Source organism: Methanosarcina soligelidi (genome assembly GCF_000744315.1).
Classification (GTDB): Archaea; Halobacteriota; Methanosarcinia; order Methanosarcinales; family Methanosarcinaceae; genus Methanosarcina; species Methanosarcina mazei.
Window position 1 is genome coordinate 2,368,204 of record NZ_JQLR01000001.1, and the last position, 20,866, is coordinate 2,389,069.

Sequence of the window (20,866 nt, forward strand, 5' to 3'; positions counted from 1 at the left end):
TTTTATGGAGAAAGACAATTCCAATGATGTAAATATAATTGGAGGAAATGGAATAACAGCTGGAAGAGATGTTTTTCTTCATAATATTAAAGCTCCTGTTAATATAGGAAATACGAATAATACAACTCAGAATTATATTTATATCTCTGAAAATATTGAAGAATATACTAAATCACTAATTGATTTTGCTCAGTTCTGTGAGAAAAAAAGAGAATATGAGAAATCCCTTGAATATTATGAACAGGCAAGAGTAAAATTAGAAAGGAATGAATCAAAGATTTTATTAGTAAAAGTAATGATAGGAGAAGCTGTTTGTCATCATAAAAAAGGGAACTTATCCAGAGCAAAAGACTTAATATATGAAGCAGAAAGTTTAGACCCTAAAAATCCCACTGTTTTAGCTAATATCGCATCACAGTTAAAATCTGAAAATCCAGATGAAGCTGAAATTTATGCCAAAAAAGCCCTAGAGTTCGATAAAAATAACTTTTTGGCGAAATGTGTCATAGGTTTGTTGGAATATGAGAAAGGAGATACTATAAATTCTCTGAGAATACTTAGACAAGCCTCAACCATTACTTCAAATGTTGGTTATCCCTCTTGTTGCATGGCCCGTATATATTCTTACGAGAAAGATTACGAAAATGCTATACAATATGGAAAGGAAGCTGTAAAAGTTGAACCTGAAAATGTTATTTTTCATATGGAATTAGCCATAGATTACATGAATGCAGCTTTTGCTGAAAACGAAGTTTGTATTTCTTCTGATTTTTCAAAGACGCTCAATATGGAGTACGTGGAAAAAGCGCTAGAATGCCTAGAAAAAGCAAAAGAACTGAGTGAAGAACAAGGTAACAATTACTTAAATTGCGAAATATATACACATTTAAGCAGAGTACATCTTGCCAAAGGAGAATTTATAAAGTCAATAGAGTACTGTGAAATGGCTTTTAATGGTGGTTTAGACACCATTGATCTCTACGTAATTCTTGGGGAAGCATATGGAGGATGCCAAGATTCTGACAAGGTAATCGAGTACTATGAGCCCCTTGTCGAAAGGGAAGATCTAACAGGGAACCATCTCTTTATTGTAAAAGCAAATCTTGCGACTGCATACTCTATTAAAAATCGGCTTAACGAAGCTGAGAAATTATTCAAAGAATTGATTGATGAAAATCCAGAAAATATAAATTTATATATACAATTGTCTAATGTCTTGGAGGAAAATGGAAAAGTAGAAAAAGCGTACTCTCTTTTAGAGAAAATTGATATGTTCCCTCAAAAACCATGGGATTTTTACTATATGATGGGAAGATTATATCACAAGAAAGATGATTATGAAAATTCAGTTAAATATTTTAAGGAAGCAATAAGCAAAAACAGTGAGGCAATTCCACCAAGAATCTATTTAATAAATTTATATCTCGAATGTGGAATGCATGAATATGCTGTAAAACAAGCTATAGAATTAGTACAATTGGCTCCAATAGGTATTAATTTTTATAAACTTGCTTCATTATATTATGAAATAGGCAACTATAAAGAATCTGCCGTTTTTTCTAGAAAGGCTTTAGAGGCAGATTATGACAAAGTAGAAACTTATCGTTTGCTATGTAGTTCTCTTTTACAAGCAAATAAACTCTCTGAAGCAAAAGATGAATTTGAAAATGCTTTTACGAAATATCCAGATGACCTTGAACTGAAGCTTAATTATTCTGCTACACTATCAACACTAGAATATACTGAAAAAGCCATAGAAGTTTTAAATCAAGTAATTTCTGATAATCCAAACTTTGTTTTTGCTTATAAGGCACTAGCACATATTTACTATAAAGAAGCCTCTTATGAAAAGGCTTTAGAATATTCTAAAAAAGTTATTTTTATAGAGCCAGAAGATGAGGATGCACACTTTGTTATGGGGTGCTCCTTATTGAATTTAGGAAAAATAGACGAAGCTGTGAAAGAAATACAAAAAGTAATAGAAATTAATCCAAATTTTGATAGTGCATGGTTAGTAGATGCAGAAAAAGGTATGGAATATCTAGGTAATTTAATTACAATTTCTAATCATACACTTGAGAGATATGAAGATGGAAATATTACAATATCAAAAGCGAGTGAATTGCTAAAAAGAAACACTTTTGATTTATTATGTCATATTAATAATGTAAAAGTAGCAGAGTCTTTGAGTTTATCTGATGAAAAAATAGATCAATTAAGAAATTCACCTATTAGTAAAAGAGATGTACTCGTAGACGAAACGATGCTAGGTATATTAGCTAAAATCGGATGTCTCGATTTATTAAGACTAGCATTTGATCACGTGTATATTATAAAAGAACTTGAAGATAAAATTATTATTGGACCATACTTAAAAGATCATCCTTATCGAGATGTGAAAAATAAACTTCAAATTATTGACGGTGGATGGATTAAAAGCTTAAATCCAAATGATATGATAGCTTTAGCCACAAAGAAAATTGTTTTTGAAAATAAATTTAGTAAAAACGATATTTCGTTTATCGCTTTAGCCTTGGATAAAGACCTTCTTTGCTTAACAGAAGATTTACTTCTAAGAGTTCAGCTAGAGAGTATAAATAAATCAACTTGTGGAATTTTTGGATTAATTGATTATTTGGTTAGCAAAAGTATAATCAAAATCGATGACGCAAAAGAAATACTTACTAAAGTTAAAAGTGTATGTATCGTGGAGTAATTGCAAATTTCGTCTTCAAGCATCATGAATGATACTTGGCAGATAACAGTTTGTACAGAATACTTCCTTACCTACATACCCATGTTTTGTTATAAAACTTTTGAATTGTGAAGACATAACTTTAAAAAATAAAAACTAGTAAACTACTGATAAATCTACGCTTATCCAGGTATCTCTGCAGTTTATCCGCAAGTTTGCCAATATGAATACCATTAACAAATGAAAGATGAACCTGGACTGAAAACGCATAATAAATTTGCCTTCTCTTTCATGATATTTCCTCAGTCAAATATGGACTGCGCTTTTTCCCTGTTTCTGAAATCCACATGCGAAATATGTGTAAACGTTATCCACGGTAAGGCAGAGAATTGATACACATCGTTTTCTACAGGTCACGAAAAATAGCTACATACGTTAATATAAATGAGATTATCCCAAAACTTATTTAGGACTTACGCACTTGAGGATTAAAATCAGCATCAATAGGCCTTGCTGTTAAATTGCTGATTTAGACAGTTGAAGGTTTAGAGCTGTTGTTTTTAAGTTCAACCGCGTAAGTCCTATTATTTTATTCCAAATCAGTAAGAGTTTCAGGACTGTTTTTCATAATCAGCTATTCGATTTACTGTCCAAAATACGAAATTCAAAAATCAAATTTTGAGTTTCGGATAGGCTCATAATATGATATAACATTCAGTTCTGCACAGCTTCCCAAGATATCAAGTAGGCTCCTGAGATATATGAATCGAGGTGAATATGGGCTCGGGTTGGTGGGGTCTCTAAATTTGGAAAAAATATTTTAGATAGCTGAGCAAGCACATAAAAAATATGAGAAAGATAACTTTCTTGCCGCGACATCAATACTTTTTCAAATTTCCTGCAACTCACTGGGTTACTTTGAATAAGATGTGTTTGATGAGATACTCATACGATGACTTATTTTTGTTGTATAAATAATGCGCTATATTACTCTTTTTTCCTTTTTTAGGTGCCAAAAGTAGTTATATTGAATAATATGACTAAAAATGAAGTCAATAACGAAAAAAAGATTTAAAATTACTGTATTAGCCCAAGATTTTATGCAGAATATCATTTTTGATTTTTGACTCAGAGAATTCCTTTTTTACTGATTTCCCAATTCTTAAAGGGACGATTTTTTATAAAAATAGATTCTCGTAATATTTAAGTAGTTTTACTGCGTACCCCCTTAAACTTTGAAGTGGCGTTCAAAGTTTTAGAGTAAATCCAACAAATCAAAGGAAAACTTAGTATGACAAACATAAAGTTACAGCAAACTCGATTAGTTGAACTTCCCGAAGAACGTAAGGCACGCAGTAAAGTTATTGCTTGTATGAATAATAAAGGCGGTTGTGGTAAAACCTCCACTAACCTTGCCTTAGGCATATATTTCGCACGCTTAGGATATAATGTTTTGTTTTGGGACAATGATCCTCAGAGTAATCTTACTCAGAGACTTGGGGTTCCGAATGAGCAGTTTAAGGATAGACGGCTAGTTACTTTTTTCAGACTTACAGAATTCGAAGACTTTGAAAACCGTCAAAAAGAACTTATTTTAATTGCAAAATATCCTTATTTATATCGTGCAGGCTCGGAAGAAATAGGGACTATAGGAATTATGGCAGGTCACCCCTACGCAGAAATAGAAGCTGCGGGTACTGAGCAAAAATTAAACCATGAAAACTTTATGGATCCCGAGAAAAAAGAATTACATCATAGATTTAGGGATGCGGTCAATAAATACAGGAATTATTTTGATTATATACTAATTGATACTGCTCCCGCTCTGGAAGGATCTTTGTTATGTAAACTCGCCTTGAAAAGCGCGGATGAAATTATTTGCCCTATTGACGGTCTGGAAGCCGCTGCTGGATTGAAACAATTAATAAACTGGATGCATAGTCAGACTACTCCAACCCAGGGAGTCATTAAAAAACCAAATCTCCTTTTTGCTTTGATGAAATACCAGGAAGACACTGTTCTATTATCAGATGATAGTGAAGGATATCCCCTTAAAAATGCGGTTTACAGGGCTTTAAAAGATTGTCTAGGCAATTATGTATGTGATAACGGCATCAAGGAATTACAATCCTTGAGAAACCGTGCTTATACGATTTCTGATAAAAGAAACCAATATACAGACCTTTGCAATGAAATAATAAGCAAAATTCATTCGCCCAGGCAGAATTTTTTTGATGCATGGAATATCAATACGTCTGACAAGTTAATGGCGAAACTTACTAAGATCGAAGAAAAGGCAATGACCTATAAGCCCCAATTCAAGAATCCTGTATATCGGAATTTAAAGGAGCAAAAATCAAATGTTAGACTGGAAAACAGATAAAGAGAGAGCCCTAGATATAGCCACTAAAACGGCTATACCTTTTTTGATTTATAGCCCTTCTGATTACAGAGACGAATTAGTTCAGATTCTCCGGAGCTTAATCTTAAATTGCAGTAGCCCAACAAATGAGGGATCTTTTGAAAGCAATATGAGGTATTTTGAGGATTTGATAAAAGCTGCCCCTAGTAGAATTGATGGCATGTCACTTTCAGATATTCACTACTACCAAGGGAGGTATGAAAGCATCCATAATACCCTTAAAAATTTGCTTTCCAAGCAATCTGAATTCGAAAAACGGTTAAATGAGCAAGAAAATCAAATAAAATCCCTAAAGAAAGTCGAAACTTCTAACGAAAATAGAATTATTGAACAGAAAAGCTTTGATCCTGAAGAAACTGTTATTCCTTTACCAAAAAACGGGATATCTAATAGAGACATAGTTCTCGAATGTATAAGGCAGTCTAAAAATCCAGCCACAGTAGGTGAGATAAGCGAAAAAACCTCTTTGACAGAGGATAAGGTACAAGCGGCTCTATCAGGACTAAGAACCCGAAAAGAAGTAAATGATAGATTAATAATAGGGTCAATAGTAGCTCCAGGGCTATATAAAGGGCAGATTAGAAACATGCGAATGGGAACATATTTCTGGAAAGATAACTCTCGCTATGATCTTGACCAGAACATTACCCATACCTCGACTATGCCCTCCAAAGAAAATTCGCATGCAATTGAGGAAAATATTGAATTAAACTCAAAAGTTATTGCAAGTGCACCTGCAAATATAGACAATCCCAATACTGATTGCATTTTAGATGATTTTATTAACATTATTCCTGAGGGGAATAAACATTTAGAAAATCCTTCTAAATGGAGTGAGCATGCAAACATAGAACTCTTGCCGAAATCTAGGAAGCCCCGTCCTCCAAATGAGAAAACAAAAAAGGTATATGATTTTTTAAAGCAGTCCGAAAAGCCAGTTACTGCATACGAGATAAGCGATTCGATTAATTTGAGTTTTACCGATGTCACCAACGCGATAACAGCCATCAAAAGGCATGAGATTTTGAAAAAAGGGTTTATTGTTGGGAAAAGACCGAACCCTGGAGGAACAAAACCTTTTAATGACTATTGTTATAGACAAGCCCTTGACCAAGATAAGGACCATACGGATACCTGATAGTCAATGGACTGATGACTCAAAACCAGATCAAATCGAATAATGATCAGAGGATAAGTAAAACAGCTTTTCTCAATTATTTTTTATTTTTCATTAATAGGGGATTAACTATGGTGGATTATCTTGAATTAAAAATGCGTGATATCAGAGCGAATCGCTTGGGAAAACGAATTGCAATAAAAGGAAAGGTAACGAAGACTAACATGCAATATCCTTTTTATAAGGAAGCCGCCTTCCAGTGCCAATCTTGTGGTAATATAATCATAATCTCACAGGCTTTATGTTCAGAAATAAATCGCCCAATAGTATGTGTAGAAGAGACTTGCGGTAGAAAAGGAAAGTTTGAGATATCCGATGAGTCTAGCGAGATCATCGATGTTCAAGAAATTGAAATAGATGAACATAAGGATGAAAAAACTGAATATTCTCAGAGGAACATGAAAGTTTTTCTCATAGAAGAAGCTGTAGAAAAAGCTCCTGAAAATTCTGAAATGTTATTTGTTGGCATTCTCAAAAGAAACGAAGTAAATAAACAAAAAATTGAATACATTCTAGAAGCTGATGCTGTTGAGAAGATACCTATCAGTCCGAGTTCGACTAGTAATCCATCGAATTCTACAACCGTAAGGAGTAATATAAAAATATTAAAGGGTATAATAAAAGAAATTTCTGAAAAACATCCTGGTCTTAAAGCTCCATTGGAAGAAATTTACGCTGCAGCTCAAGAGATAGGCATAGATCGAACTAGTGCAGAAGATTATATTAAAAAGATGAAGCAGAGAGGAGATTTACTTTCTCCAGATAGAGATCATATACGAATTATTTAATGGAAATTCTTGATATTAAGAGAATGTTACATAATCTACTTTTCTTAATAGTATTTTTTATATTTCCTATCTTATAGTTTGAAAATAGATTATATAATTAGTGAAGGAGATGGATCAAAGTGTCTATAATAGACGAAGAAATGGAAGATATGATAAAGGATGCCAAAAAACAAATTTTAGACTGGTATAATCCTGAAACAGACCGTAAGTTTATAGAGTCCTCAATATGGAGTGCTTCCCCTCAGTTCGGAGACGGTGCCGGAAGCCTGACTAAGTTATTTGTATTGCAAGGGGGAGAAGCTAAAGGAACTATATTAGCTGATTATTTCAATCGTATAGTTATTGCATATGATAGAACTTTTAATGAAATTCGAGTATGGAGAGCAACAAGATGATGTGATAGAGAATAGATTCAACCTTTTCTCTTTCTCTCAAAAAAACTCTACGTTTTTAATATACACAGGTTTTAAGTTAAAATCTATGCATCATAAATTTGAACTTACAAAACTTTCGGTATACTACCGATTTTTTATTATTTGTACGTAACAAATCACAATAAATTACAATATCGGGAGAAACAACATGGAATATGAAGGTGGACTTCTAGAACTAATGTATGGTTATGAAAACATTCCTCTGGATCAAGCTCTTGAATATATCAGGAACTGGAACCCAAATACTCAGACCGTATGCGAGTTAAGAGTACCTTACTGGAACGCTAGTCGGAAAGCACATGATTATTTTATGAGAACGCAATCTCCAGAATACGGAGCAGTTTATGATGAAATTTCAAAATATAGAAAGTATGCTTCCAATACAAAAGTAGGAAATTTAAACAAGAGATTATACAAAGATAGGAATATTGTTAATGCAAATCATATTATAGCGTCTGATTATAAAGGATATTGCTTGCTACAATATGGAATAACCGAAGAAGGTAAAACTGAAAGGATATTATTTAGATTATATTCTCTTAAAGAAGTAGATAAAAGATTAGATGCGAGAAAAATACACAATTTGCATAAATAAGTTTTTATAGAAAAAGAATCAGAAGCTTGTTTTCGCAATCATGTGACGGTTTTTTGAAAGCCAAATGTGTCCTAATGTATAATATAAATTACCCTGTTTTTGCCGTTAATAGTCAGTGAGCGCTTTTTTCTTATTTAAAATCTATAAGACCTATTTTATCATTACTTAAATAATAAATACGCCCTTTAATTTTTAATTTTTCGAGAGTTTCTTCAAACTTCCACTCCATAATACTAGTTTTCTTCTTTATATTTTCAAACGTAAGGTCGATTCCTATGTCCTTTAAATTTATAATATCCATATACAGCATATTTTCATCACAAGTTAATTCTAAAAGTTTATTCGTGTCTAATTTTCTTGAATTGGAGCTATTAGTCTCAGTATCTCCCATCAAACTTTCCCATAATTCTTTACCTTCATTAAGATCGTTACTTGTGGAATTAAGTTTGAAATCAAGCCTTGCATAAGAAGTTGTTAATTTTGGGATTATAGATCCAATATCAGGAGTGTGAGAAATTAAGTTATTGGACACAATATTATTAATAAGATCGTATATTGTATTTTCCATTTTCTTTTGCATCACTTCAGGGATCTCAGGTTGAAAAAGAAGGGCGTCTATCATAAATGCTCTTGCTAAAGGTAAGTAATTCTCTAAGTTTTCCTTATATGAAGCAACTGGATTAAATTTCATCTCAAACGGTAAAGGAATATGAACAGGAACATTTGTTATATTAAAATACGTTAAATTTACTTCACAACAATTGACAGGTTTGGGTCTCGAATCATCTTCTAATAACTTGTAATATTGCCGAGAAGTTGGCTTTTTAAATTCGTTTGGGACAATGCTCATTATCTTTTTAATTGCAGCCCATTGACCACGCATATTACTTTCACCAAGAACTACGGAATTAATCCCACCCTTTTCCATTTCCGTCAATTGTGGGGCAGAAATAACAGATAAAGCTAAACAATTTGCCAAATCCTCAAAATTAGAAATGCTTCTTGGAATTGGAGCAGATACGTAATTCAAAAATTCATCTTTAATTGTTAGATTAGTTCTAAGCTTATTAGGATCTGTTATTTTCCAATCTATCACATATTTAACCAAAGTTTTCTCGACTATATTTTTGTTAAGATCATATTTGTCTTCAGTTTCTCTTACAATAGCTTCAATTAATTTCCCAGCAGGAGGAGCAGAACATTTTTCTAAAACATAAATTTCAGGTTTTACCGTATTTAAAAAAGGAGAAGGATCAAGATAAAAAATATCTTTATTTTTATTAGCAAAACGAACGAAACCCATATTTTCTTTCTCAAATATGAGCTTATACTCTACACCTGATAGTTCAAATCCCCAATACCTATTCCTAAGATCTGTCATAAAAATCACACAAGAAAATAGTATGTAGATCATTTCTCGAAATTTAAGTCTGCCGTTTTTATATCATTAAAAAATCACAATAGTAATCTAACTAATAATTCCACTAATAATTGAAGAATATGAGCAAAAATTAACAAGTGGAGCCAATCCCAAAACTAAAAATTACCCTTCCTTATATCGATCTTTGAATAATTAATCGAGCTTCTGATCATGAAAATATTTATGGGAACTCATTTTACAGGCAACTTCATAAGTCCTAAATGATTAAGAAACAGGTTGTGGGATAAGCTCATAGATTAAGAGCCTATCCGAAAAGTGGTTACCTGCTGTAGCTTTTACATAAGGTAATATGCAAAACCGCAACGGATACACTGATATTATAGACCTATTATGGCTTTTCAACATGCAGTACTGACTTTTCGGATAGGCTCTAAATGAAATTGAGAACTTTAAAAGGCGAAATAATTCAGGATAAATAAGGTATTGTCAGGTCTATGAGAGCCAGAAATTATTTCAGCTACATTCGAGCCTGTAAATTTGTTTATCCCTCTTAGACCTGATAGTACCGCTAATGCAACATTTCATTGTCTAATAGTTACAAAAGCCAGGGATCGTTTTCGGGTTCAATGCAAGGATCGCCGTTAGTATCAATCTCCCTGCCTGAATCTTTTTTCATTGTGGGTTGATTTAATTCAGGATGTTTATTGTTTGCTTCATAATTAGCTTCTCTTGAAGTACGCGCTGGCAAATTTAAATCAACGGTTGAGATGTCTATTTCCAGTGCTTTTGCAACACCTTCGCCATATGCAGGATCTGCCTGATAGCAATTGTAGATATGCCTGTGTTTGATCTGGAGAGTGGAATCACCCATGTTTCTGGCGGTATTTTCAAACAAAACCTGTTGCTGATCAGGAGTCATAGCTCTGAATAGCTTGCCTGGCTGGGTGTAATAATCGCTGTCATCTTCTCTGAAATCATACCTCAGGATATCTGTTGAACCTGTTTTTTCAACCGGAAGTGCATATTGAGGTTGATCTTTCCAGTTTCCATAGCTATTGGGTTCATAATGCAGCTGGCTTCCTCTGTTACCATCCACCCTCATCTGCCCGTCCCTATGGAAGCTGTGATAGTTTTTAACGCCCTGAGGAGAATTCACAGGTATCTGATGGTGGTTTACACCTAATCTATACCTGTGTGCATCTCCATAAGAGAACAGACGCCCCTGTAACATGCGGTCCGGGGAGAAACTGATTCCCGGGACTACGTTAGCTGGTGAAAAAGCAGCCTGTTCCACGTCTGCAAAGTAGTTTTCAGGATTTTTGTTTAACTCAAATTCACCCACGGGTATCAGTGGAAAATCCTTTTTATGCCACATTTTGGTCAGGTCAAAGGGGTTATTCTTCATGGAATTTGCCTGTTCCTCTGTCATAACCTGGATATACATTTTCCATTTTGGGAACATGCCTTTTTCAATGGCTTCGTAAAGGTCTCTTTGATGGCTTTCACGGTCCATTCCGACTACCGTTGCAGCTTCCTGGTCAGTGAGGTTTCTTATACCCTGCTGTGACCTGAAATGGAACCTTACCCATACACGCTCATTATTTTTGTTTATTAAACTGTAGGCATGACTGCTAAACCCATGCATGTGCCTGAATGAAGAAGGTAGTCCGCGGTCACCCATAATAATAGTTACCTGCAGCAGGGCTTCGGGTAAAGATGTCCAGAAGTCCCAGTTAGTATTTGCGCTACGCATATTGGTACGCGGATCACGCTTAACAGCGTGGTTCAGGTCAGGAAACTTCAACGGGTCTCTGAAAAAGAACACAGGCGTATTGTTCCCTACCATGTCCCAGTTGCCTTCTTCAGTGTAAAACTTCAAAGCAAAACCACGAATATCACGCTCTGCATCAGCAGCTCCACGCTCACCCGCTACGGTAGAAAAGCGTGCAAACATTTTGGTTTGCTTTCCTATTTCAGAAAATATGGCTGCTTTAGTGTAACTGGTTATATCATGAGTTACGGTAAACGTCCCAAATGCTCCCGAGCCTTTTGCATGCATTCTGCGCTCCGGGATTACTTCTCTGTCAAAATGTGCCAGTTTTTCCAGAAACCAGATATCCTGAAGCATGAGGGGGCCGCGTCTGCCGCTTGTCATGCTGTCCTGGTTGCTTTCCACAGGAGCTCCTGCTACTGTAGTTAATTCAGGAGTATCCCCCACTGTCTGGTTTCTGCTTGGAAGGGGCTCGCCTAATTGATTTTTATCCATTGGATTCTTACAGCTGTCGCCTTTCATAAAATATCCTCAACTATACTCTCATGTGGTTTTTTTGTGTTCACATTAAGACATTATCAAGTCCATTAGAAAAAAATCATTTCCAGCAAAATTTAAGCATGTAAACTATTTCTTCCTCGCAGACCTGATAAAACCTTAAAACCTATTCCCCTCTGTAAAGGCAAATGTTTTTACAATTTAACCTTACTATAAATACAATTTAAACCTTATATTAGCTCTGGTTAACATTTATTGTAATATCTTTGTCCAGTACTAATACCGTTATTTTTCAGGGTACCTTCATCTTGTAATTTTAATGCTTTATTCACAGGCTTTACTATGAAACCCAATTATTACAGAAGACATAACTCTAAAACCTAAGATAGGTTCATATGACCCTTTCATCCATTTGTTATTGATTTTCAATATCCTTTTTATCATTTTTTTCTTTTTCGTATGACTTTATTATCTCTACATATTCTTGAACTACATATATGGGAAGTCCTGTAAAAAATGCCATGTTCCACTCATCGTATCCAGCTGCATAGAGCTTTTCTATACGTGTTCCATCTTTGATGTATCGATCTACTGACTCTGGAGTATGATCTATTAAACGTGCATTTTCTGAAGTAGGAATCTTTTTCTTGTAATTATGGAATGCTAATCTTTTATGAGTTAAGGATTTTCCCATGTCCATTTCGGTACCTGCTCTTGGAATTACCTTTTTTGTCCTTTTCTCATAACTTGTCACGTGATTGGAAATCATGGTACAAGACAACCTGAACAATATTGCAATATCCGTTTCTGTAAGCACACCTCCCTGCTCTTTGGTTTCATTGCATAATCTAACTATTAGTTTTTCTATCAATTCGTTTTTCTTTACCTTCGTGATTCTGTCCTCAATATCTTCAGGATTTATTAAGGTTAATGTAACGGGAATAAGCTGCATCTCACTCAACTTTTTACTCTTGGAATATTTCTGGCCTGCTTTTAACACAAGCCATCTCATTTGACCTGGTCGAACAAACTCCTCCCTCAGGTAATATTGATTATTCAACTCAACAATCTTTTTAGTGAACAATTTGACAACATCAGGACCACCAATGTATCCAAACTCTGATGTTATGAGGTTGAACAAACTTGTTTCATAGGTTTTTGATGCCGAAGGGCCATACATTTTTCTATACCAGTCCTCTTTCACATTCTCATCCCCGAATTTTTTTTGAAACTCATTGGTGAATCATAAACAGTTATATTATCTATTAGCTCTTCTACTCTTTGTTTATTGTCCCCATCCTTGTATTTTATGAAAAGTTCTTGGTACTCTTTTACCAAACGTTCTGAGATTCCAACAATTAATCTGATATTGTCTATTGACTCACCTTTCTGTGTGAAAATAGAGACACGAGAAAAGTCTTTGATGTAACGTTCTATGCTTTGTAACGAATGTCTAGTTGATCTCTGAATCTCAGTAGTTGTGTATCCTTTCAGATATAACTCTACAATTTTTGATTTATGTGATGAAGGACCAATGTCTTTTACGATACCTCTTAGGGGTACATAAAGCCCTTTTTCTCTGAAGTACTTTAGGTCTCTTTTTATAGTGCTGTAACTGCTTTTGAGGAGTTTTACAAGATCTTTTATCGTTAAAAGAGCATTCTGGTCTCTGGCTTCTTGAGTAATCCTTAGCAATATATGTTGTCTGTATGCTGATAAACCAAATTTTTCATAGACATCCATATCCTCAGGAAGGTCTAATGTCAGGATAACCTCTACATGCTTTGAATCAAGAATCGGTTTGCCAGGACCTTCTTCATCAGATATAGCAAGATAAAGAATTTGGCCACAGCAAACCTCAGAATTATCGCTTTGAAAGAAATCTTTACTCAGATCAACTATTGCGTCTGCAATTATCGGAGCAAAATTGAATCCGCTAATTAAACGAAGACGAAACATTTGTTCCTTTGTCATCCCACTCTTTAGAATATATATATCGTTCATATGAACCGCCAATTGTAAACTTAGGTCGTGGTGTCATATGAACCAATAGGAGTTTGACAGTTTGATTTTTATGTTGAAAGACTGTTTTCATATCTGTTGGAATAATAAGTAATATTATTTCAACAAATTTTTGCCAATTTTTTACGATTCAATTTGACAGATGATTCTCTTTCTCTTGATGACTATTTTCATAATTTTTGATCAAAATTTTGGTATAGAATTTGACAGAAAACATGAATCTCAGATAAAACATAGATACTATCTAAAAAGTCAGGTGCCAAAAATGCCAAAATAGGACAAAAATCCCTACTAATTTACCTTATAGTGATTGTGAAGCTGGAAAATCAGAGGCAATTTGATGAAATTTATGAATACTGTCAATTGATTTTTGACAAAAAACTGAAGCTTCTCATTAAATTTAATTTATACTGTCAAACTAAGGCTAAAAAAGTAAAAATTAGTGAACTACTGATTAATTCTCTTTCATGATATTTACCCCAATCAAATATGGGCTGCACTTTTTCCTTAGGTCGTCCCCGGCTACATGGTTGATATTAGGGGATCAAATTTCCCGGTGCGGATAATGATTTCATTTTTATCTACTGTACGCAGGCGGGTTCAAGCGGAGTGCGGTGGGTGGAAAGAAAGAACGTGAGATGCAATTTACGACAATTCAGGAATAATAAAAACTAATTAACCAGTATTTATGACATGTTCAGGTTGGGGCGCCCGCACGCAATTTGATTTTAGCGTAAATCTCCCACCCCGCAGTCAACGACCTCTGCCCATTGGTCCGAAGGCATCGGAAGGGTGAATTTTGATGTCGTAGTGGCACGAACTGGCTGTCGTTCTTATTCTCGTGCCCGGGTTTTGCAGGAGCAGCCCATTGCTCCTGCCGATGCCAATCGATCAATGGTTAGTTATAATGCAATGCACAGAGAACGGTGTCTAACAGTTTTTGTGCCTGGGTTTACGACCTTTTCTGGAGGGGTTGTTCATCCTATTTACCGGCTTTGGCAACCTTATTTCCGGTCTTTCAATTACAATCTTCTTCAGAGCAGGTAGTGCCTGTTCCTTAATATCCACATCATTGTCTTTCAGCACACTCATGAAATTAGCGTGGTCATTTTTGGAAAGGATATTTATCGCTTTTCCTTCTGTTCCTGCTCGTGCAGTTCTTCCAATCCTGTGAATATACTGTTTACTCTCCCTGGGAATATCATAATTGTAAACATGGGAAACACCCTGTATATCAAGTCCTCTTCCGGCTACATCTGTGCATACAAGGACACCTATGTTTCCGGAATGGAATTTTTCCATTATGCGAGTTCGTTCGTTCTGTGTCAATCCGCCATGAATTGCCACGGCATTGATACTTGATTTTCTCAGGTTTTTTGCGACTTTGTCAGTGTTTCTTTTTGTGTTGCAGAAAACCATCCCGAGGTTTGACTTCTCATTTTGTAGAAGGTACACGAGCAGAGATAATTTCATGTCATCCTGTACTTTATAAACGACCTGATTCAATTTTTGCGGGTCGATATAAGACTCTGTTGATACTCGAACCGGATTTTTCATGTACTTGCGGGAAAGCTGGACAATATCTTTTGTAATGGTCGCAGAGAACAAAAGGGTCTGCCTGTTTTGAGGACATTCCTTGATAATTTTTTCTACATCCACTTTGAATCCCATATCAAACATATGGTCTGCCTCATCAAGGACAAGGGTTTTCACATTATTGAGTTTGATGGTATTTCTGCTGATATGATCGAGTAGCCTACCGGGTGTTCCCACAACAACCTCGGCATTTTTTAATTCTTTAATTTGTGTATTGATCCCTACACCGCCATAGATAGATGCGATATTTAACGGGTCGTATTTTGAGAATTTCCTTAAAGAATTTGCTACCTGCTCCGCCAGTTCTCTTGTAGGGGTCAGGATCAAAGCCTGAATTCCTTTTCCTTTTTCGGAATTTTGTAATATGCCGGAAGCAAATGAGAGTGTTTTTCCGGAACCTGTTGCGGCTCCGCCTATAACATCTTCCCCAGCAAGTATTAGGGGAATTGATTTTTCCTGTATTGCTGTAGGGCTTTCAAAGCCATGTTCATCTATTGATTTCAAAACAGCATTACTGAGACCTAGTTTTTTAAAATTATTCATAGTTAGACTTTCCATGATTTTTCTGAAAAAGCTACTTAATTGCTTTTTCATATTCATATATTTAAGATATATTAAAAACAATTAAGAGCTATAAACACAACTTCAGAAAAGTTAAGATTAATTTACTGCTTAAAAGTTCGTAATCGCTTATAACGGTGAACTCTCCCTTTATACTTTTGCCTATTTTGATGATGTGATTACCCAGCATTCATTGTTCTTCCAAAGGTTCGACCCCAAATGGGTAGACCCGGACGGCATGACTTACGAAGAATATCAGGCTGCAATGGATAAGATGTGGCTTAGAATGGCAGAGCCGGACGGAGAAGGCATAGACCTGCACCCAGATGACTCAAGGCGGCGGTTTATAGCGACCAGTGGGGGTTTAATCTTCAGTCAAGCGCCCCCCTTAACCGAAGAAGACAGGCTCGAAGCGGACCGGCTTTGGGACAGCATAGCCCTGCCAGGGACCAGTCCGGGTATCGTGACCCCTGAGAAGAAGACGCACTGAAAAAATTATAAGATAGACGACACAAAATATAAGTGCGAGGGTGGGATTCTAAACTCCTTATCCTTCAATCAAACCGCGACATGTAAGGCAAAGTCCCCTTTTATTCATAGTTTTAATTGAGTGTCCGTAACATGCTTCTCTTTGTAGGGAAATTGCTTTTCAAAATCCTCCAGCTCCTCATTTTCTATTTTAAAAACCTCGTCCTCATAAAATTTTCCTGAAATGCCCCTCAAGCTACCATCGTAAAGTTCCAATGCCATAAATGCATCAAAATTATCGCCCCAGGATGTCCGGATATCATATTCTCTAGCATTGACAAAACCAAAACGATGATAATAATCAGGATTTCCAAAAATAATTACACCCTTATATGCCAGCTGTCTTGCTTTTTCGATAGAATAATTCATTAATAAAGAACCGATCCCCTGCTTTTGATATGATGGCAATACTGTTAATGGGCCCATACATAAAACTTCGAATTCTTTATTTTCCTCATTCAGGACCTTAGCTCTTGAATAAATAATATTGCCGACGATTGTATCCTCATCACATGCAACAAAATCCAGTTCTTTTACAAATGCAGGTACTTTTCTTATTTTATGCAGTACAAGATGTTCATCACATCCTGGTTTGTATAAATCCCAGAATGCTTCTCTTGTCGTGTATTCTACAATTTTGAAGTCCTTTTCTTCTTCTACTCTGATAGAAATGTTCATTATCGTTTTCTCCTCGCTTCTAAAATAAAGCCGCCTCTTCAATGAATGAAAATAAGATTACTCCACTTTCACATCAAAATTAAAATCTTTTGCGATATTTGTTTGCATCTGGCTTTCTGAGATAACCCTATAGTGCAACTTAAGGAGATCTTCTCATATCTCAGCCTGCCAATCCTAACAGCCTTTGGAAATGGGTTAGTTAAATGTCCAGGTCCATGCAGTTTAATAGGTGGATTCGTTTAGAAATTCTTTCACAAGCACCCTAGTCCCGTTCATTTGAGATAACATTCCATGGCCACCAGTATCATATAAAACAAGCTGCGACTTGTTTATTTTACTGTGAGCATTTTCCGCATGTTTGTAACTTACCAGCGCATCATCTTTAGCGTGGATAATTAATGCTGGTGCACCAAGGTTGTCTGTGGGTACGGTATAAAATTCAATCATTTTTTCATCGTTTACGGTGCCTCTATACCTTTGAGACATTGGGTGCATTATATCAAGCATTTCCTGTGCCAGTTCTTTCTGTTCCGGGTTAAATGTTTCGTACACCTGTGTTGGGATTCCCATCAGGTCCAGAACTGCAGGTTGAAAAAATCTTGTGAGGAGCCAGTATGCATAATCAGATTGCTGGATAATGTGAATAATACTAACATAAAAAGGATCCTGGTCGCCTAGTGCCGGGCCCATACTTACAGCAGAAATCAATATTAATGCTGAGCATCTGTCAGGATAGTCATTTGCAAACTGAGTGGCTGAAGGGCCTCCGGCTGATACGCCAACAACAATTACTTTGTCTATGCTTAAATTGTCCAGAAGAGTTTTATAAGCAGCAGCCTGTGACTCAATTGAAGCATTATCCGGAATGGATGACCAAAGATAGCCATATCGTGAAACCGAGATGAATTTATACCCGTCCCCGAAAAATACTTTGCCCGCCCAGAGTCCCTGATCATAACCTCCTCCTGCGCCATGCAGCAATAAGATAGGAGTTCCTTCTCCCTCTACAGTATACTCAATATCCCCATACTCTGTTTTCAAAATAGTACTGTCCGCAAGCAATTGCTCTTCTGCTTCCGTCATCGTATCATGGTAATTCGGATAAGTTAGAGCAATTAGAATAATAGCTGAACAAATTAAAAATGCCAGTATAATCAGTAAAATATTCCTGCTTCTTTTCTTAACTTCTTTCAAGAATACCACTTCTAATTTGTAGTCACTATACCCCGGACTTAAGTCCAGGCATGTTTGCAAACCCTAAACTTCTAGATTTTGAATACTGTTCAGCAATTAATTTCTCAACAACATTCAAAATATTTAATAGAAAAATTCTCTATATAATATCCCATAACTCGCACTCTTATTAATCATTCCGACTTTCTATACAAAACTCAAAAATGTAAATTTTGATTGAGAATTTTCGTACGACATTATAAACATTATTTGTCAGGCATGAAAAAGAAGAAGTTTATTAAAAACAGAATCGGAAGAAGTATAGGTGTGGCCTATTAGTGAGTAAGTCCCGACTAATGAGTAAGTCCTAAATAGTATAATCATTTGAAAACCTCAATACCTGGAGATGGAAGCATGTTGGAAAGCAGAATTATAGCCGCACAATCTGATGACAGTTATATAGAAAGGATGCGCTTTGAAGGCGATATACTTTCGGACGTCGATATTGCAAGGATAGAATTTGAATCGGTACAGTTTATACAATGCCAGTTCAGCAAATGTGATTTTTCAAAAGCCAGCTTTTACAATTCGGTGTTTGATAACTGCAATTTTGCAAACTGCATTTTTATGGAAAGCTACTGGAAAGGCTCCAGAATATTAACATGCAAGGGTGATGGCAGCAACTTCAGCAAGAGCCATATGAAAGAAACCTTTTTAGCGGACGGTTCCTTTCGGTACGCAGATTTTTCAAGTTCCTTAATGGAAAACTGCTCCATTCGCGACTGCAATTTCACGGAAGCCTTCTTATCCGAGATTCGGTTAAAGAAGCCCACGCTGAAAGCGGTTAATTTCGCAGGAGCGGATTTCTTTAAAACCTTACTTAAAGGTATTGATTTATCTGATTGTATCATTGACGGGATCACAGTATCCGATACACGCAACGAACTCAGAGGGGCTATAGTCAATGCCGGGCAAGCAATAGAACTTGCTGCGCGGGTTCTGGGAATCAAAATTGTCTGAAAAATAACTGCTACTGCTTCCGAATTTTTCCCTTAAAGCATTCTAATTTCCCATCATGCCTGCCACCATGCTTGTAATCTACACTTCATCCATGTATCTCTGCAGCTTATCCGCAAGTTTGCCAATGTGAATACCATCAACAAATGCGTGATGGACCTGGACTGCAAAAGGCATCATAAGTTTGCCTTCTTTTTTATGATATTTTCCCCAGTCAAATGTGGGTTGAGCTTTTTCCCTGTTTCCGAAATCCGTGTGCGAAATATGTGTAAACGTTATCCACGGCAGGGCAGAGAATTGATATACATCGTTTTCAACAGGTCCGGTAAAATGCTCTTTTTGATTTTCTGCCGTTACGGTTGCCAGTTGTACAAACTCCTCAATTGTGTCCTGCATGGGAACATTTACTACCTTAAATAATTCTGTTTCTTTATCAAGATATGTAAGTGAGGCATCAATCGATTCATACAATACAACTTCACCATCAAGAAAACGATACCGAAATTCCTCAATTTCATTTGCGCATTTCGTAACAGCAAATATAAACGCCATTGTAAATGATAAGTTATTTTCTTTAACGTGCTTTTTAAAATTCGTCACATCAAGCTCAAAACTCACACAATATTGAGGCTGTACCGCAGTCCTGTATATTTGACAATACTCTTTTCTTTTCCAGGTTTCGAGATCTATTATATGGTATCTGTTTCCCATGTTTACGCCTTCGTTCAATAGAATCTACATTACGATTATTTCCTTTTTTAGTTTCACTACCTGTTTTTTTCTGTAGATCTCAAAAATTACCATTTCCTTAAACGGTTTTTCTGGGTATTATAGAGGTCAGGACTCAAAAAGCCAGTGGAAATCAAATCCTGGCAGGGCAGAACGATATATATTAATATGGTATTAATCTTCTATTAATATTGGATATACATGGTTCAAGCGATAATAAACATTGATGAGCGCACTAATCGAATTTTGAATATTATCAAGGCCAAATACGGTTTAAAAGATAAAAGTGCCGCTATTAATAAAATGGCTGAAGAGTATGAAGAAGAGATTTTAGAGCCAGAGTTAAAACCTGAGTACATTGAAAAATTAAAGAAAATAGAAAAACAGGAAGCTATAGAAGTAGGCACTGTTGAAAATTTAAGGAAACGATATGGCCTTTGATTTTATGTATTTCTTAAAAATCAGATCGGAACTTGATAGTAAATTTGAAAAACTAGCAAAAAAGAATAAAAAACAACTTGAAATTATTTTAGCTAAAGCAGATGAGATCCTGGAAAATCCACATCGATACAAAAATCTAAAAGCTCCGATGAACCATTTAAAAAGAGTGCATATCGATAAACATTTTGTATTAGTCTTCTCTATTGATGAGGAATCAAGGTCTGTAACCCTGGAAGATTACGATCATCACGATAAAATATACTGACTTTAAAATTTTGTTTATTTTTGTGGCAGCCCCTTGAAAACTTCCTTTGTGTGCCCGGAGGAATAGCCTGTTTTTTCTGTTTCATTGATGCACTG

The 20,866-nt window shown here is 35.7% G+C and carries 18 protein-coding genes; 10 read left to right on the forward strand and 8 right to left on the reverse strand.

The window, feature by feature from the left end:
* Window positions 1-4: 4 nt before the first annotated feature.
* The 6 genes from M886_RS10380 to M886_RS10405 all read left to right on the forward strand — a co-directional run bounded on the left by M886_RS10380 (window position 5) and on the right by M886_RS10405 (window position 8,111).
* Window positions 5-2,716 (forward strand): tetratricopeptide repeat protein, encoded by a 2,712-nt coding sequence (locus M886_RS10380; RefSeq protein ID WP_048051131.1) that lies wholly within the window; start codon window positions 5-7, stop codon window positions 2,714-2,716.
* Window positions 2,717-3,986: 1,270 nt separating this feature from the next.
* On the forward strand, window positions 3,987-5,078 hold the full coding sequence (locus tag M886_RS10385) for a ParA family protein (RefSeq protein WP_048051132.1): 1,092 nt from the start codon (window positions 3,987-3,989) through the stop codon (window positions 5,076-5,078).
* Entirely contained in the window at window positions 5,056-6,255 is a 1,200-nt protein-coding gene (locus tag M886_RS10390; protein ID WP_048051133.1) for a hypothetical protein, read from the forward strand. The genes M886_RS10385 and M886_RS10390 overlap by 23 nt, the downstream gene beginning before the upstream one ends.
* Window positions 6,256-6,365: 110 nt before the next feature.
* Complete coding sequence (locus tag M886_RS10395; RefSeq protein WP_160173165.1) at window positions 6,366-7,082, forward strand: hypothetical protein; 717 nt, start codon at window positions 6,366-6,368, stop codon at window positions 7,080-7,082.
* 119 nt (window positions 7,083-7,201) lie between these two features.
* A complete protein-coding gene (locus M886_RS10400; protein WP_048051135.1) occupies window positions 7,202-7,477 on the forward strand; it encodes a hypothetical protein in 276 nt (91 codons plus the stop codon).
* Between the two features lie 187 nt (window positions 7,478-7,664).
* Window positions 7,665-8,111: a hypothetical protein gene (locus tag M886_RS10405; RefSeq protein ID WP_048051136.1), complete on the forward strand. Its 447-nt coding sequence runs from the start codon at window positions 7,665-7,667 to the stop codon at window positions 8,109-8,111.
* A gap of 130 nt (window positions 8,112-8,241) precedes the next feature.
* On the opposite strand, the gene M886_RS10410 is transcribed toward M886_RS10405, so the two are convergent.
* The 5 genes from M886_RS10410 to M886_RS10430 all read right to left on the reverse strand — a co-directional run bounded on the left by M886_RS10410 (window position 8,242) and on the right by M886_RS10430 (window position 15,883).
* Complete coding sequence (locus M886_RS10410) at window positions 8,242-9,492, reverse strand: hypothetical protein (RefSeq protein WP_048051137.1); 1,251 nt, start codon at window positions 9,490-9,492, stop codon at window positions 8,242-8,244.
* A gap of 595 nt (window positions 9,493-10,087) precedes the next feature.
* Window positions 10,088-11,785, reverse strand: a complete 1,698-nt coding sequence (locus tag M886_RS10415) for a catalase (protein WP_048051138.1) — start codon at window positions 11,783-11,785, stop codon at window positions 10,088-10,090.
* Between the two features lie 391 nt (window positions 11,786-12,176).
* Complete coding sequence (locus tag M886_RS10420) at window positions 12,177-12,965, reverse strand: DUF1670 domain-containing protein (protein ID WP_011032664.1); 789 nt, start codon at window positions 12,963-12,965, stop codon at window positions 12,177-12,179.
* Complete coding sequence (locus M886_RS10425) at window positions 12,962-13,735, reverse strand: DUF1670 domain-containing protein (protein WP_235203929.1); 774 nt, start codon at window positions 13,733-13,735, stop codon at window positions 12,962-12,964. The genes M886_RS10420 and M886_RS10425 overlap by 4 nt, the downstream gene beginning before the upstream one ends.
* Window positions 13,736-14,713: 978 nt before the next feature.
* Window positions 14,714-15,883 carry a DEAD/DEAH box helicase gene (locus M886_RS10430; protein ID WP_053228920.1) on the reverse strand — a complete coding sequence of 390 codons (1,170 nt, stop codon included), beginning with the start codon at window positions 15,881-15,883 and terminating at the stop codon, window positions 14,714-14,716.
* 295 nt (window positions 15,884-16,178) lie between these two features.
* Here M886_RS10430 and M886_RS10435 point away from each other — a divergent pair, with 295 nt between their 5' ends.
* Window positions 16,179-16,430, forward strand: a complete 252-nt coding sequence (locus M886_RS10435) for a hypothetical protein (RefSeq protein WP_048037046.1) — start codon at window positions 16,179-16,181, stop codon at window positions 16,428-16,430.
* A 104-nt stretch (window positions 16,431-16,534) separates the two neighbouring features.
* Here M886_RS10435 and M886_RS10440 read toward each other — a convergent pair whose 3' ends face one another.
* Both M886_RS10440 and M886_RS10445 read right to left on the reverse strand, forming a co-directional pair.
* Entirely contained in the window at window positions 16,535-17,146 is a 612-nt protein-coding gene (locus tag M886_RS10440) for a GNAT family N-acetyltransferase (RefSeq protein ID WP_048037045.1), read from the reverse strand.
* Window positions 17,147-17,368: 222 nt separating this feature from the next.
* Window positions 17,369-18,340: an alpha/beta fold hydrolase gene (locus tag M886_RS10445; protein WP_048051141.1), complete on the reverse strand. Its 972-nt coding sequence runs from the start codon at window positions 18,338-18,340 to the stop codon at window positions 17,369-17,371.
* Window positions 18,341-18,733: 393 nt separating this feature from the next.
* Between M886_RS10445 and M886_RS10450 the strand changes: the two genes are divergently transcribed.
* Window positions 18,734-19,339 (forward strand): pentapeptide repeat-containing protein, encoded by a 606-nt coding sequence (locus M886_RS10450; protein WP_048041152.1) that lies wholly within the window; start codon window positions 18,734-18,736, stop codon window positions 19,337-19,339.
* A gap of 78 nt (window positions 19,340-19,417) precedes the next feature.
* On the opposite strand, the gene M886_RS10455 is transcribed toward M886_RS10450, so the two are convergent.
* Window positions 19,418-20,047, reverse strand: a complete 630-nt coding sequence (locus M886_RS10455) for a CatA-like O-acetyltransferase (RefSeq protein WP_011034467.1) — start codon at window positions 20,045-20,047, stop codon at window positions 19,418-19,420.
* Between the two features lie 264 nt (window positions 20,048-20,311).
* On the opposite strand from M886_RS10455, the gene M886_RS10460 reads away from it, so the two are divergent.
* Both M886_RS10460 and M886_RS10465 read left to right on the forward strand, forming a co-directional pair.
* Window positions 20,312-20,506 carry a DUF2683 family protein gene (locus M886_RS10460; protein WP_235203930.1) on the forward strand — a complete coding sequence of 65 codons (195 nt, stop codon included), beginning with the start codon at window positions 20,312-20,314 and terminating at the stop codon, window positions 20,504-20,506.
* The gene (locus tag M886_RS10465; RefSeq protein ID WP_226987603.1) at window positions 20,496-20,771 is read left to right on the forward strand and encodes a type II toxin-antitoxin system RelE family toxin; all 276 of its coding nucleotides are present in this window, start codon (window positions 20,496-20,498) and stop codon (window positions 20,769-20,771) included. Before M886_RS10460 ends, M886_RS10465 begins: the two co-directional genes overlap by 11 nt.
* Window positions 20,772-20,866 lie beyond the last annotated feature (95 nt).

Coding starts and splice junctions, on each gene's coding strand:
- M886_RS10450 (WP_048041152.1), top strand. CDS start 18,734: ATGTTGGAAAGCAGAATTATAGCCGCACAATCTGATGACAGTTATATA.
- M886_RS10395 (WP_160173165.1), top strand. CDS start 6,366: ATGGTGGATTATCTTGAATTAAAAATGCGTGATATCAGAGCGAATCGC.
- M886_RS10455 (WP_011034467.1), bottom strand. CDS start 20,047: ATGGGAAACAGATACCATATAATAGATCTCGAAACCTGGAAAAGAAAA.
- M886_RS10385 (WP_048051132.1), top strand. CDS start 3,987: ATGACAAACATAAAGTTACAGCAAACTCGATTAGTTGAACTTCCCGAA.
- M886_RS10405 (WP_048051136.1), top strand. CDS start 7,665: ATGGAATATGAAGGTGGACTTCTAGAACTAATGTATGGTTATGAAAAC.
- M886_RS10415 (WP_048051138.1), bottom strand. CDS start 11,785: ATGAAAGGCGACAGCTGTAAGAATCCAATGGATAAAAATCAATTAGGC.
- M886_RS10425 (WP_235203929.1), bottom strand. CDS start 13,735: ATGACAAAGGAACAAATGTTTCGTCTTCGTTTAATTAGCGGATTCAAT.
- M886_RS10390 (WP_048051133.1), top strand. CDS start 5,056: ATGTTAGACTGGAAAACAGATAAAGAGAGAGCCCTAGATATAGCCACT.
- M886_RS10380 (WP_048051131.1), top strand. CDS start 5: ATGGAGAAAGACAATTCCAATGATGTAAATATAATTGGAGGAAATGGA.
- M886_RS10435 (WP_048037046.1), top strand. CDS start 16,179: ATGACTTACGAAGAATATCAGGCTGCAATGGATAAGATGTGGCTTAGA.
- M886_RS10465 (WP_226987603.1), top strand. CDS start 20,496: ATGGCCTTTGATTTTATGTATTTCTTAAAAATCAGATCGGAACTTGAT.
- M886_RS10410 (WP_048051137.1), bottom strand. CDS start 9,492: ATGACAGATCTTAGGAATAGGTATTGGGGATTTGAACTATCAGGTGTA.
- M886_RS10440 (WP_048037045.1), bottom strand. CDS start 17,146: ATGAACATTTCTATCAGAGTAGAAGAAGAAAAGGACTTCAAAATTGTA.